At 70.5% G+C, this 13417-nt stretch carries 8 protein-coding genes and 1 pseudogene; 6 read left to right on the top strand and 3 right to left on the bottom strand.

Annotation, left to right across the window (positions count from 1 at the left end; genetic code table 11):
- The first annotated feature begins 22 nt into the window (after window positions 1-22).
- The 4 genes and pseudogenes from HUV60_RS02950 to HUV60_RS02965 all read left to right on the top strand — a co-directional run bounded on the left by HUV60_RS02950 (window position 23) and on the right by HUV60_RS02965 (window position 5241).
- A pseudogene (locus tag HUV60_RS02950) lies at window positions 23-1237 on the top strand (GDSL-type esterase/lipase family protein).
- A gap of 312 nt (window positions 1238-1549) precedes the next feature.
- On the top strand, window positions 1550-3166 hold the full coding sequence (locus HUV60_RS02955) for an ABC-F family ATP-binding cassette domain-containing protein (protein WP_257852450.1): 1617 nt from the start codon (window positions 1550-1552) through the stop codon (window positions 3164-3166).
- Between the two features lie 180 nt (window positions 3167-3346).
- Window positions 3347-4123, top strand: coding sequence for a dimethylargininase (ddaH, locus tag HUV60_RS02960; protein ID WP_257852449.1), 777 nt, complete (start codon window positions 3347-3349; stop codon window positions 4121-4123).
- Window positions 4124-4266: 143 nt separating this feature from the next.
- Window positions 4267-5241 (top strand): acyl-ACP desaturase, encoded by a 975-nt coding sequence (locus tag HUV60_RS02965; protein ID WP_257852447.1) that lies wholly within the window; start codon window positions 4267-4269, stop codon window positions 5239-5241.
- Between the two features lie 184 nt (window positions 5242-5425).
- On the opposite strand, the gene HUV60_RS02970 is transcribed toward HUV60_RS02965, so the two are convergent.
- From HUV60_RS02970 to HUV60_RS02980, 3 genes are all read right to left on the bottom strand, one after another.
- Window positions 5426-5671 carry a WhiB family transcriptional regulator gene (locus tag HUV60_RS02970; protein WP_257852446.1) on the bottom strand — a complete coding sequence of 82 codons (246 nt, stop codon included), beginning with the start codon at window positions 5669-5671 and terminating at the stop codon, window positions 5426-5428.
- A gap of 393 nt (window positions 5672-6064) precedes the next feature.
- A complete protein-coding gene (locus HUV60_RS02975; protein WP_257852445.1) occupies window positions 6065-7105 on the bottom strand; it encodes a LacI family DNA-binding transcriptional regulator in 1041 nt (346 codons plus the stop codon).
- Between the two features lie 148 nt (window positions 7106-7253).
- Window positions 7254-8273 carry a multicopper oxidase domain-containing protein gene (locus HUV60_RS02980; RefSeq protein WP_257852443.1) on the bottom strand — a complete coding sequence of 340 codons (1020 nt, stop codon included), beginning with the start codon at window positions 8271-8273 and terminating at the stop codon, window positions 7254-7256.
- Window positions 8274-8543: 270 nt separating this feature from the next.
- Between HUV60_RS02980 and HUV60_RS02985 the strand changes: the two genes are divergently transcribed.
- Both HUV60_RS02985 and HUV60_RS02990 read left to right on the top strand, forming a co-directional pair.
- The gene (locus tag HUV60_RS02985; protein WP_257852441.1) at window positions 8544-11051 is read left to right on the top strand and encodes a ThuA domain-containing protein; all 2508 of its coding nucleotides are present in this window, start codon (window positions 8544-8546) and stop codon (window positions 11049-11051) included.
- A 56-nt stretch (window positions 11052-11107) separates the two neighbouring features.
- A complete protein-coding gene (locus HUV60_RS02990; RefSeq protein WP_257853155.1) occupies window positions 11108-13276 on the top strand; it encodes an OmpL47-type beta-barrel domain-containing protein in 2169 nt (722 codons plus the stop codon).
- Window positions 13277-13417: the final 141 nt, after the last annotated feature.

Genomic DNA, 13417 nt, shown 5'->3' on the forward strand with positions numbered 1-13417 from the left:
GCGCGCTTGACAGCCTGCGACCATGGGTACCCCCCACGCCCCCACCGACGGCCCCTCCCCCACTCCCCCGGCGGAAGGCTGGATCACCACCCCGCTCACCGAGGACCTGCTGCGCGGCGCGCTCGAGCTGGAGCGGACCCCACAGGGAGTACAGCCGCACCGGTTGCCCGCCCGGGCCCGTGCACAGGCCGACGACGGACAGCTGGCCCTGGCGGAGGCACAGCCGTCCGGCGTCCGGCTGGTGCTGCGCACCCGGGCCACAGCTGTCGAACTGGACGCGCTCCGTACCAAGGTGGCCTACGAGGGCGCTCCGCCCCGCCCGGACGGTGTCTACGACCTGGTGATCGACGGCGGACCGGCCGGGCGGGCCCGTCTCACCGACGGCAACGTCATGGTGATGAACATGGCCACGGGCTCCGAGGAGCTCCGGCCGGGTCCCGTGGACACGGTCCGGTTCACCGGGCTGCCGGGCCGTGACAAACGCGTCGAGATCTGACTCCCGCACAACGAGATGACCCAGCTGGTCGCCCTGCGCACCGACGCTCCCGTGACACCGGTGGCCCCCGGGGACCGCAGGGTGTGGCTGCACCACGGCAGTTCGATCAGCCACGGCTCCGAGGCCGCGAGCCCGACCACGACCTGGCCCGCGCTGGCCGCCTCGCTCGGCGGGGTGGACCTGGTGAACCTGGGGCTGAGCGGCAGCGCGCTGCTCGACCCGTTCACCGCGCGGGCGATGCGGGACACGCCCGCGGACCTGATCAGCGTCAAGATCGGCATCAACCTGGTCAACATGGACCTGCTGCGACTGCGTGCCTTCGCTCCGGCCGTGCACGGTTTCCTCGACACGATCCGCGACGGCCATCCGACGACGCCACTGCTGGTCGTCTCGCCCATTCTGTGTCCCATCCACGAGGACACCCCGGGTCCGAGCCTGCCCGACTTCAGCACCATCGGCGAGAGCCGGTTCCAGTTCGTGGCCATGGGAGACCCCGAGGAGCGGACCGCCGGGAAGCTGACCCTCGAGGGCGTACGGGAGGAGCTGGCCCGCGTGGTGAGGCAGCGGGCGGCCGACGACCCGCATCTGCACTACCTGGACGGCCGCGAGCTCTACGGCGAGGCGGACCACGCCGAACTGCCGCTGCCCGACGCGCTGCACCCGGACGCCGCCACGCACCGTCGCATGGGCGAGCGCTTCGCGAAGCTGGCCTTCGGCACCGGCGGGGCGTTCACCGTCTGAGCCGGGCGGCCCGGCGCCCTTCCGGTCTGCGGCCCCGCGAAAACGCGTTGACAGCCGTCCCCGGCCCTTCGTACGGTGTGCGGGATTCTGTTGCCGTCGATGGGAGAGGGACGTTGCTCGTCTGAGGTCCGGAGACACCGCGTCACACCCGTGTGGTGTGCACGCAGCGTGCGACCTCGGCGTACGAGCCGTCCTCGCGGAACAGGGCTTTTTTCATGCCCGCCTCTCCCCGCCCGGCTCCCGGTCGTCGTCTTCCCGCGGTGTCTCGACACGCGTTTGCCCCGACCGCACCACGCAACCGCAAAGGCCCGCATGTCCACAGCCATCACCTGTACCGCCCTGTCCTTCACCTGGCCCGACGGAACCTCCGTCCTCGATGACCTCGACGTCGCTTTCGGCCCCGGCCGGACTGGCCTCATCGGCGTCAACGGGTCAGGGAAATCAACCCTGCTGAGGCTGATCGCCGGTGAACTCCGGCCGGCCGCCGGCACCGTCCGCGTCACCGGCGAGGTGGGATACCTGCCGCAGAACATCACTCTCGACACCTCGCTGAGGGTCGACGAGGCGCTCGGTATCGCCGCACAACGGGCCGCGCTGCACGCCATCGAGGCCGGCGACGTGGCCGAGGCACACTTCGAGACGGTCGGCGACGACTGGGACGTGGAGGAGCACGCCCTGGCCACGCTCGGCGAACTCGGTCTGCAGGGACTCGGGTTGGACCGCACCATCGGCGAGGTCTCGGGCGGCGAGTCGGTGCTGCTGCGGCTGGCCGCGCTGCTGCTGGAACGGCCCGACGTACTGCTGCTCGACGAACCCACCAACAACCTCGACCTGTACGCCCGCAGACGGCTGTACACGGCCGTCGGGAACTGGCCGGGCGTCATGGTCGTGGTCAGCCACGACCGCGAACTGCTGGAACTGGTGGACCAGATCGCCGACCTGCGCTCCGGAGAGGTGACCTGGTACGGCGGCAACTACACGGCCTACGAGGAGGCGCTGGCGGTCGAACAGGATGCGGCCGAGCGCATGGTGCGGGTCGCCGAGGCGGACCTGCGTAAACAGAAGCGCGAACTCGCTGACGCTCACGTCAAATTGGCCCGTCGCAAGCGGTACGGGCAGAAGATGTGGGACCAGAAGCGCGAGCCGAAGGTCGTCATGGGGGCACGCAAGCGGGCGGCCCAGGAGTCCGCGGGTAAGCACCGCATCGTGCACGAGGAGAGACTCGCCGGGGCGAAGGAGCGGCTCGACGAGGCGGTGGAGGCCGTACGGGACGACGACGAGATCCGCGTCGACCTGCCGTATACGGCCGTACCGTCGGGACGTACCGTCCTCACCCTCACGGATCTCGAACTCGCTTACGGCGCCCGGGTGGAGGGCGGCTTCGAGTTGCGGGGCCCGGAGCGGGTCGCGCTGATCGGACGCAACGGCGCGGGCAAGACGACGCTGCTGCGCACCGTCGCGGGCGAACTCCCGCCGGTGTCCGGACAGGCGGCGGCGCAGGTTCCGCTGCGGTTCCTGCCGCAGCGCCTCGACGTCCTCGACGACGGGCTGAGCGTCGCAGAGAACGTGGCACGGTTCGCGCCGGGTGCCACCAACAACCGGATCCGGGCGAGGCTGGCCCGCTTCCTGTTCCGGGGCGGACGCGCCGACCAGAAGGCGGTGACACTGTCCGGCGGCGAACGCTTCCGGGCGACGCTCGCCGCGCTGATGCTGGCCGAGCCGGCGCCGCAGCTGCTGATGCTGGACGAGCCGACCAACAACCTCGACATCGCCAGTGTCCGGCAGCTCACCACGGCGCTGGAGTCCTATGAGGGGGCGCTGATCGTGGCGAGCCACGACCTGCCGTTCCTGGAGTCGGTCGGGATCACGCGCTGGCTGCTGATGGAGGAGGGGGAACTGAAGGAGATCGCACCGGAGGCCGTCGGGTGACCCGGGTACGATCTGCGCGGGCCGGTCACCGGTGGTGGATCACCACGTCGCCGGGGGGGGTGGCCCGGGCCGGGTTCGCCCTGCATGATGGCTGCGCCGGTACCCGGGGAAACCGGCCGGCCCACCGGCTACCCTCGGGACCGGTGGCAGCCCTGCCCCGTCCGATACGGAGTCCCGCACGTGCCCAGCAAGAAGGCTCTCGTCCGCCGCCCCGGTTCCCGACTGGCCGAAGGACTGGTGACCCATGTCGAACGGGATGGCGTCGACGTCGGCCGCGCGGTGGAGCAGTGGGAGGCGTACTGCGAGGCGCTGCGCGAGCACGGCTGGGAGACGGTCGAGGTGGTCCCGGCCGAGGACTGCCCGGACTCCGTGTTCGTCGAGGACACGGTCGTCATGTACCGGAACGTGGCCCTGATCGCCCGGTCCGGCGCTGAGTCCCGGCGCGCGGAGACCGTCGGGGTCGAGGAGGCCGTGGCCGCGCTGGGCTGCTCGGTGAACTGGGTCTGGGAGCCGGGCACGCTGGACGGCGGGGACGTGCTCAAGATCGGCGACACCCTGTACGTCGGCCGGGGCGGGCGTACCGACGCGGCCGGCATCCAGCAGCTGCGGGCGACGTTCGAACCGCTGGGCGCCCGGGTGGTCGCGGTGCCCGTGAGCAAGGTGCTGCATCTGAAGTCGGCGGTGACGGCGCTGCCGGACGGGACGGTCGTCGGCCACATCCCGAACCTGGACGCGCCCTCGCTGTTCCCCCGCTTCCTGCCGGTGCCGGAGGAGTCCGGGGCGCATGTGGTGCTGCTCGGCGGGGACCGGCTGCTGATGGCGTCGAGCGCGCCGAAGACGGCTGAACTGTTCGCGGACCTCGGCTACGCACCGGTGCTGGTGGACATCGGGGAGTTCGAGAAGCTCGAGGGCTGCGTCACCTGCCTTTCGGTGCGGCTTCGGGACCTGTACGCCTGACGGGCGGCCCCGTCCTGGCAGCAGCCTTTACGACACACATAACCTACGGTTTCGTAACCTGCGGATTCGCAGCCTACGATTCCGTAGGCTGCCGGCGCCGCTCGCCGATACCCCACATATGTCCCCGTCCTCTGGAGTACCGTATGTCGATCGCCTCTCCCCACCTCGGCAGCTCTTCCGCCTGGACCGATGCCCGGCTGCTGTACGCGCTGGAGGAAGTGGTCGAGACGGAACTCAACCGGCACCTGAAGGTCGCCAAGGACTGGATGCCGCACGAGTACGTGCCGTTCGGCGACGCCCGTAACTTCCCCGGGTTCTTCGAGGACGGCGAGGCCTGGGAGAAGGAGCAGTCCAAGGTCACCGAGGTCGGCCGGATCGCCCTGGTGGTGAACCTGCTGACCGAGGACAACCTGCCGAGCTACCACCACGAGATCGCCACGCTGTTCGGCCGCGAGGGTGCCTGGGGCACCTGGGTGCACCGCTGGACCGCGGAGGAGGGCCGGCACGGCATCGTGATGCGGGACTACCTGCTCGCCTCGCGGGCGGTGGACCCGGACAAGCTGGAGCAGTTCCGCATGGCCCACATGAGCGAGGGCTTCGAGTCGGACAACCGTCACTCGATGCTGCACTCGGTCGCCTACGTCGCGTTCCAGGAGCTGGCCACCCGTATCTCGCACCGCAACACCGGCCACCAGTCCGGTGACCCGGTCTGCGACCGGATGCTGGCCCGCATCGCGACCGACGAGAACCTCCACATGATCTTCTACCGGAACCTGCTCAAGGCCGCCTTCGAGATCGCCCCCGACCTCACGATGCAGGCGGTGCGGGACGTCGTCGTGAACTTCCGGATGCCGGGCCACAGCATTCCCGGCTTCGAGCGGGCCGCGGCTCAGATGGCGATCGGCGAGGTCTACAACCTGCGCATCCACCACGACGACGTGCTCCAGCCGGTGATCCGTTTTCTGAAGATCATGGAGATCGACGGTCTCGGCCCCGAGGGCATCCAGGCCCAGGAGGAGCTCGGCCTGTTCCTCGGCGGTCTGGACTCCGAGGCGAGCAAGTTCGACGAGAAGCTCGCGGCGCGCAAGGCCCGGATGGCGACGCGGGCGGCAGGCTGACCCCCGCTCTCCCGACGGCGGCGGGCCGCCCCGGCAGACGGGGCGGCCCGCCGCCGTCTCCCTCTCGGCCGGCGTGGGCGGGATCCGGTACGTGCGGCCGCAGGGCGGAGGGCGTGCGTACCCCGCGTCTCCGGCGTGATCCGGCCGGACAGGTCCTGACGACCCGCGTGCCCCTCGCCACCCGTCACCGGGACGTACGGCGCAGATCCAGCCGCTCCTTCTCGGAGAGTCCGCCCCAGACGCCGAAGCGCATGTCGTTGGTCACGGCGTAGTCGAGGCAGGCGGCCCGGGTGGGGCACAGACCGCAGATCCGCTTGGCGTCACGGACCGAGCTGCCGGGCTCGGGGAAGAAGAAGTCTCCCCCGGTCTGTGCGCACAGGGCCTCCTCCTGCCACGCGAGGTCGGGCGACGCGATGGTGTCGATGTGCATGCCCGGCAGCGTGCCGGACGGCGAAAAACGTTCGATCAACGCGGGATCAACGCGGCGCCCCCGCGCCGCGGCTCCTGGCCCGCGCCCGGACGCCCATGCCCGCACCGGCACCCGCGCCCGTTCCGACCGCACGAACGATGCCCGCCCCGGCGCCGGAACGCACGGCGGCGCGCGGAGCGTTTCACGCCGAGGCACGCGGGCACGCGCAGGCGACTCTGTTGCTCCATTGCGGAGAGTGACGCCGGCCTGCCGACGGGGCGCAGGGAACGGGTCTCGCGAGGAGGCGGTCGGGCCCCGGCCGGCCCCTTCCGGATGCGGTGCGTGCCCCTCCCCCGAATTGAGCAGCAGAGTCGCAGGCGCCGTCCAAGGCAGGGGCCCCGGGCTGTCCGGGCCTCACGCGGAGGCGCGGCGTACCAGGGTCGTCGGGAAGATCACGCTGGAGGGGGCGCCGCCCACTGTCTCGTACGCGGCGGTGGTGCGGTCGAGGCCGCGCAGCAGGAGCCGGGCCATGAGCCGGCCCATCTCCTCGATGTCCTGGCGGACGGTGGTCAGCGGGGGGTCGGTCTGCTCGGCGAACGGCAGCATGTCGTCGAAGCCGACCACCGCCACGTCGTCCGGCACCCGGCGCCCGTGCTCGCGCAGCACCCGCAGCGCTCCCACCGCGGTGAGGTCGTTGGCGGCGAACACGGCGTCCAGGCCGGGGCAGGTCTCCAGCAGCTCCCGCATCGCCCGCTCGCCACCGGCCAGGGTGAAGTCGCCCTCCGCGACGAGGCGCGGATCGGCGTCGGCCATGGCGTCCCGGTAGCCGTCGAGCCGGTCCACGGCCGAGGTCTGGTCCAGGGCGCCGGTGATGTGCGCGACCCAGCCGCGGCCGAGGCCGAGCAGGTGCCGCACGGCGTCGCGGGCGCCGCCGCGGTTGTCGCTGTCGACGTAGACGACACCGCTCCTGCCGCCGGACCAGCCGGGCCGGCCGCCGAACACGACCGGGACGCCCGCACGCTGGATCAGCTCGGGCAGCGGATCGTCGAGGTGCAGCGAGAAGACCAGCGCGCCGTCGACATGGCCGCCGGCCAGGTAGCGGGCGACGCGGGTGTGGTCGTGGCGGCCCTCGGTGAGCAGCAGCACGAGCTGGTTGTCGCGCGCGGTCAGCTCCCTGCTGATGCCGCGCAGCTGGCGGGCGAAGAAGGGGTCGGCGAAGACGCGGCTCTCGGGTTCGGCGACGACGACGGCGACGGCGTCGTGCCGGTTCGTCACGAGGGCGCGGGCGGCCTGGTTGGGCACGTAGCCGAGTTCCTCCACCGCCTGCCGGACGCGCTCGGCCAGGGGTTCGGTGACGCCGTCGGCGCCGTTGACCACACGGGAGACGGTGGCCCGTGAGACTCCGGCCCGCGCGGCCACGGCCTCCAGGGTGGGGCGCGGCGCTGTCTCGGTCACGTCGGGAGCTCCTCACCAGCGGCTGCGGATCAGGATAGCCCCGGAGCGCCGGGAGGCGAGAGCACTCCCGCCGAGGGGGCGCCCCGCGGTACGCCCGTGCCCCACGTCCCGTGGCCGCGTGTCCTTGGTGTCCGCGCCCCGAACCCCGTCAGCGCTCGTGTTCCCCGCCTCCGCTCTGCTTCGGGGCGGACTCCTGGCCGTGTTCGTGTTCGTGTTCGTGTTCGTGTTCGTGCGGGTCGTATCCGGGGATCGTGCCGTCCGGCTTCTTCACCAGGAACATCCCGGTCATGCCCATGTCGGAATGGCTCTGGACGTGGCAGTGGTACATCCAGGCACCCGCCCCCACCCCCTCCCCCGCGATGATCTGGAAGCCGAAGGAGTCCGCGGGGCCGACGATCTTGTTGTCGACGACCTGGCTCGGGTCGTCGGGTCCGGTGAGCATGCCGGTGCGGTTGTCGGCCCAGCGGTGACCGTGCATGTGGAAGGTGTGGTAGTACTCGCCGTGCGTGATCATGACGATCTCCACGCGGTCGCCGACGGTGGCCTCGAGGTCGGGTCCGGTGTGGGCGGGCCTGTTGTTGATCGTCATGTCGTTGAAGACGATCGTGTGCGTGCGGTCGGGCAGGACGTCTCCCTTGCGCCGCACGATCACCCCGCCGTACAGGCCGTTGCGGATGCCGCCGGTGCCGTGGTCCGTACCGACGACGTGGTCGTGGTAGTGCCAGTAGCCGGCACTGCCCGGGCGCCAGGTCCCGTCCGAACGCCGTCCGGGCTTGTGGGTGCGCCAGGTGTAGGTGCGCGTGCCGCCGGGCGCGACGTCGCTGCGGTTCATCTTGGTGCCGTCGCTGGAGATCTCGTAGTCCAGGCCATGGACATGCAGGCTCACCGGTACGTCCATGGTGTTCTCGAACTCGATGTGCAGCGTGTCGCCCTCGTTGAGTTCGATCAGCGGGCCGGGGACGGACGCCTCGCCCTTCTCCGGGCCGTAGCCCATCTTCCCTCCGCCGAGGCGCTCGGCGTACAGCTTGATGCGTCTCACCTCGCCGCCGGCGGGCGCGGTCTTCGCCGGTGTCGGGGCGCTCACCGCCTCGGAGGATCCCAGGGACAACGATGTCGCGGCGACCGCGCCACCCAGCAGCACCCGCCGGTTGAAGCCACGTCTGTCCATGCCGAACTCCCTCTACTGGTACGGAACGTGATGGCGCCGATGATTGAGAGGCGTGAGCACAACGACCGTCCGACGGCCACGAGCTGACTGTCATGAACCTGGAAAACCGTACCGGCCGCCCTTCCGTTCATCCACACTCAGGACAAAGTTCGTTTCACTGCGGCCGTAGGTATTGGCGTGTGACGCAAAGAGGTCTAGCTTCCTTGACGCTGTCGCTGCGACCGAGGAGGGGTGGGTGGCCACGTGCGGTTCACATCGCGTCAAGGACCCATGCGCTTGAACGGGTTGAGCACGAGAAGCACGAGAAGCACGAGAGCGACCAGAACGAGGCGAAGGGCCTGGGCGGCGACCGTCGCCGGGGTCGTGGCCGCCGGACTGCTGTCGGGCCCCGCCGCCACCGCGCGCCCGGCTCCCGACCCGGCCCTGACAACGATGTCGATCAAGTCGCCTCCGGGCGGCGCGAACGTACGGGTGCTGCTGTTCCACGGTTCCGCCGCGGTCGGCGGCGGGTCGCCGCTGGTGAACGCCGGGATCGAGGCGATCGAGAAGATCGGGCTGTCCGGTCCGCAGGGCCAGCAGTTCGCGGTCACGGCGACGGACAACGCCTCGGTGTTCACCAACGACACCAGGCTGAGCCGCTTCAACGCGGTCGTCTTCCTCACCGGCGGCGGGGATGTCCTCGACCCGGCCCAGGAGGCGGGCCTGGAGGCCTACATGGAGGCCGGCGGCGGGTTCGTCGGCATTCATGACGCGGCCCGCGCGGAACCGTACTCGGACTGGTTCACCGGTCTCATCGGCGCCCGCCCTGCCACGTCCGGCCCCACGGACGTCCAGCGGGCGACCGTCGAGGTCGGCGACCGGCAGCACCCGGCGACCAAGAGCCTGCCGCAGGAGTGGAAGCGGCCCGACAGATGGCTGAACTGGGAGAGGAACCCGTCCGGCGAGGTGCACACCGTCGCCAGGGTCCGCGAGTCGAGCTACCGGCCGGGGGCGGGCGCGGGCGGCGCCGACCACCCCGTGAGCTGGTGCCACGACTACGACGGCGGCCGGTCCTTCTACACCGGCATGGGCGGCACGGTGTCGTCGTACGACGAGACCGACTTCCGCGACCATCTGCGCGGCGCCCTGCTGTGGACCAGCCGACTGGTCCAGGCCGACTGCAAGGCGACGATCAACGGCAACTACGGGGCCGAGCGGCTGACCCAGCCCAACCAGCCGGGACGGAACGACCAGATCGGTGAACCGCACGGACTGGTCACCGCCCCCGACGGCCGCGTCTTCTACATCGGCCGCGGCGGCTCCGACTCCTCGCAGCCCGTGGTCACCGACTGGAACGACCCGGACATCGGCAAGGGCACGGGCGAGATCCACGTCTACGACCCGGGGACCGGGAAGGTCACGCTCGCCGGGGCGCTCACCGTCTTCGGCAACAAGGGCGGCGGCGGCGAACTGGTCAAGGCCGAGGAAGGACTGCTCGGCATCGAGCTGGACCCGCGGTTCGAGCGGAACGGGTGGGTGTACCTGCACTACACGCCCCACTCGGAGATCGACCGCGACAGGCGCATGGCCGACCGGCGGGTCTCCCGCTTCACGTCCGACGAGTCCACCGGCAGGCTGGACCTGGCCAGCGAGAAGGTCCTGCTCGACTGGCCGGTGCAGATCCACAGTTGCTGCCACTCCGGCGGCGGGCTGGCCTGGGACTCCGAGGACAACCTGTACATCGCCACCGGTGACAACAACTCCAGTGGTTTCAGCGGTGGTTACTCGGGCAACAACCCCGAGCCGAACTACAAGGGCGTCTCCTTCGCGGACGCGCGCCGCACCGCGGGCAACACCAACAACCTCAACGGCAAGATCCTGCGCATCCACCCGGAACCGGACGGCACGTACACCCTCCCCGAGGGCAACCTGTTCACCGGCGAGGAGAGCGCCGAGGGCGGCGGCAAGACACGCGGCGAGATCTACGTGATGGGTGTGCGCAATCCGGCGCGCATCTCGGTCGACCCGGCGACCGACGTGCTCTACGCCGGCTGGGTCGGCCCGGACGCCGGTCAGCCGTCGACGACCTGGGGTCCGGCCAAGTACGACACCTTCGCCGCGATCACGAAGGCGTCCAACCGCGGCTGGCCGTACTGCATGGGCAACAACCAGCCCTACCGGGACCGGAACCTTCCCGACCCGTCGCAGCCCCTTGGCTGGTACGACTGCGACAACCCGAAGAACGAGTCGCCGAACAACGACGGTCTGGTCAATCTGCCGCCGGTGACCGGCAACAACATCTGGTACTCGCCGCAGGGCGGCGCCCCGGACTTCCCCCGGGGCGAGAACGGCGTCCCGTCCTACAAGCAGGACGAGGCCACCTATCGGCTGCCCTGGCTCAAGGGCGGCGGCCAGGCCGCGATGAACGGGCCCGTCTACCGCTTCGACGAGGCGAGCGGCAGCGACACCAAGTGGCCGGCCTACTGGGACGGCAAGTGGTTCGTCGGCGACTTCTACGACGCCGACCAGCCGCGCAACGCGGTGCTCATGAACCCGAAGACGCAGGGCGACGGCGGACTGCCGGTGCACTCGGAGTCGCTGAAGAAGATCGTGCCGGTCGGCAACGACGGCATCAAGAACCTGATGGACTGGAAGTTCGGTCCGGACGGCGCGCTGTACGTCCTCGACTACGGCCGCGGTTTCTTCACCTCGGACTCCACGTCCGCTCTGTGGCGGGTCACCTACACGGGCGGCGGCCCGACCCCGGCCGCCGGTCAGCTGGCGAGGAAGGCCGAGTGAAACCAGTGACGCGTAGGCAACGAAGAGTCTGGGCGGCCCTGCTGGCCACCCTCCTCATGATGCTCGGCCTGCAGACCGTCTCCACGGCCGGTGAGCCGGAGGCCGGGCGGCCGGGGAAGGCCGGGGCCGCGGCGGACCAGGTGCTCACCTGGACCGCGGGCAACGACATCGACAAGTACCTCACCGCACCGGCGACCGCGGTGGCCGGGCCGGCGACGATCGTCTTCGAGAACAGCGTGGCCACCGGCAATACCACCGGTATGCCGCACACGTTGACGTTCGCCACGTCGGACCCCGAGTTCAACAACGACGTCCAGCTGAACATCCTGGCCAACCCCGGTGACGCCCAGGGCGGCCGGCACACCGCCGAGGTCACGCTCACCCCGGGCCGCTACTTCTACCACTGCACGATCCCCGGCCACGGTGCGATGCAGGGCATCCTCGTCGTGACCGAGGGCAGCGGAGAGGACACCACGGCACCCGAGGCGACTGCCGAGGTGACCGGCACGCGGAACGCCGAGGGCGCGTACATCGGTTCGGCGAGTGTCGCCGTCGGGGCCACCGACGAGGGCTCGGGCGTCGACCGGATCGAGTACGCGCTCGGCGCCGACGGCGCCTGGCAGCCGTACACCGCGCCGGTGGTCGTCGACCAGGTCGGCCCGCACACGGTGCGCTACCGCGCGCTGGACAGGGCGGGCAACGTCTCGGCGGTCAAGAGCGTCGGATTCACCGTCGTCCCCCCGCCGACGGACGACACCACCGCACCGGAGACCTCGGCGACGGTGGACGGCGAGAAGAACGCCGACGGTGCCTACATCGACATGGCGACCGTCACCGTCAGCGCCTCCGACACGGGCTCCGGGGTGAACACCATCGAGTACGCGCTCGGCGCCGACGGTGCCTGGCAGGCGTACGGCGGCCCGGTGATGGTGCATCAGTCCGGCACCCACACCGTGCGGTACCGCGCCACCGACAAGGCGGGCAACGTCTCGGCGGTCAAGAGCGTCGGATTCACCGTCGTCACCGCGCCCCCGCAGGACACCGCCCCGCCGGTGACGGGCGTGAACGTCGAGGGCGCGAAGAATTCCGACGGGGCGTACGTCGGCAGCGCGAAGGTGACCGTCAGCGCCACCGACGCCCACGGTTCCGGGGTCGCGTCCATCGAGTACTCGCTCGACTCCGGGCCCTACCTGGCGTACACGGAACCCGTCGTCGTCGACCGGGCGGGCAGGCACACCGTCGCGTACCGGGCGAGCGACAAGGCGGGCAACACCTCGGCGCCGCTCACGGTGAGCTTCACCGTCGTGACCGGCCAGGTCCCCGCGCCGCCTTGCCCGGAGCACGACGAGCGGCTGACGGTGGTCGTCGGCGAGGTCGACTCGGGCGTACCCAACCGTGTTACCAACAACCGTTGCAGAATCGGCGAGTTGATTGAGGACGAGAAGGAGTGGACGTCCAGCGCGCTGTTCCTGAAGCACGTGAGGAGTGTGCTGGACAAACTGAAGAAGGAAGGTGTCATCGACCAGCGTGAGCTCCGGGCCGTCAACCAGGCGGCCCGCCAGTCCGGGATCGGCGAGCCGGGCCAGACCGACGGCTACCGCAAGATCCTCGACGGCAGTGCGGAGGCGTTCGCCAAGTGGCAGCAGGTGGGCGGTGGTTCGTTCGCGCTGAACCCGGACGGATCGATCACCTCCGGCACCACGAAGTCCGGGCTCGGCATGCTGTGGTTCCCCGAGCGCAAGTACGGCGACTTCTCGCTGAAGCTGCAGTGGCGTGACGACGCCCCGGGTACCGGGAACGCCAACTCCGGTGTGTTCGTGCGGTTCCCCCAGGTCCACGACCACGCGGAGGAGCCGCGGCCGGAGTGGGCCGCCATCAAGTACGGGCACGAGATCCAGGTGTTCGACTCACCCACCGGCGACATGTACAAGACGGGTTCGGTCTACGGCTTCGACCGGGTGGGCCTGGCAGGCGCCGGTGTGACGCAGAAGGGCACCTGGAACGACTACGAGATCCGGGTGGAGGGCCAGCACTACTCGGTCCTCCGCAACGGCGCGCTGATCAACGAGTTCGGCAACACCGGCGGTCAGGACTTCACCCCGCCGCGCTCGGACGACCCGGGCACGGACGGGCGGCGGTTCGCCTCCGGCTACATCGGACTCCAGGTCCACGGCACCACCGACGTGGTCTCGTACCGGGACGTCCGGATCAAGGAACTGCCGTGACACAGCGCTGATGTGCTCGTGAGGGTGATCCGGCACGCCGGGTCGGGATGCCGCGGGTCCGTGCTTCCCGACCCGGCCCGGCTGTGCCCGACGGGCCCGCCCGGCGTCTTCGAAGACCTGGGCGGGTGCGGCAGACCGCCG

It is taken from the genome of Streptomyces sp. KMM 9044, from assembly GCF_024701375.2.
Classification (GTDB): Bacteria; Actinomycetota; Actinomycetes; order Streptomycetales; family Streptomycetaceae; genus Streptomyces.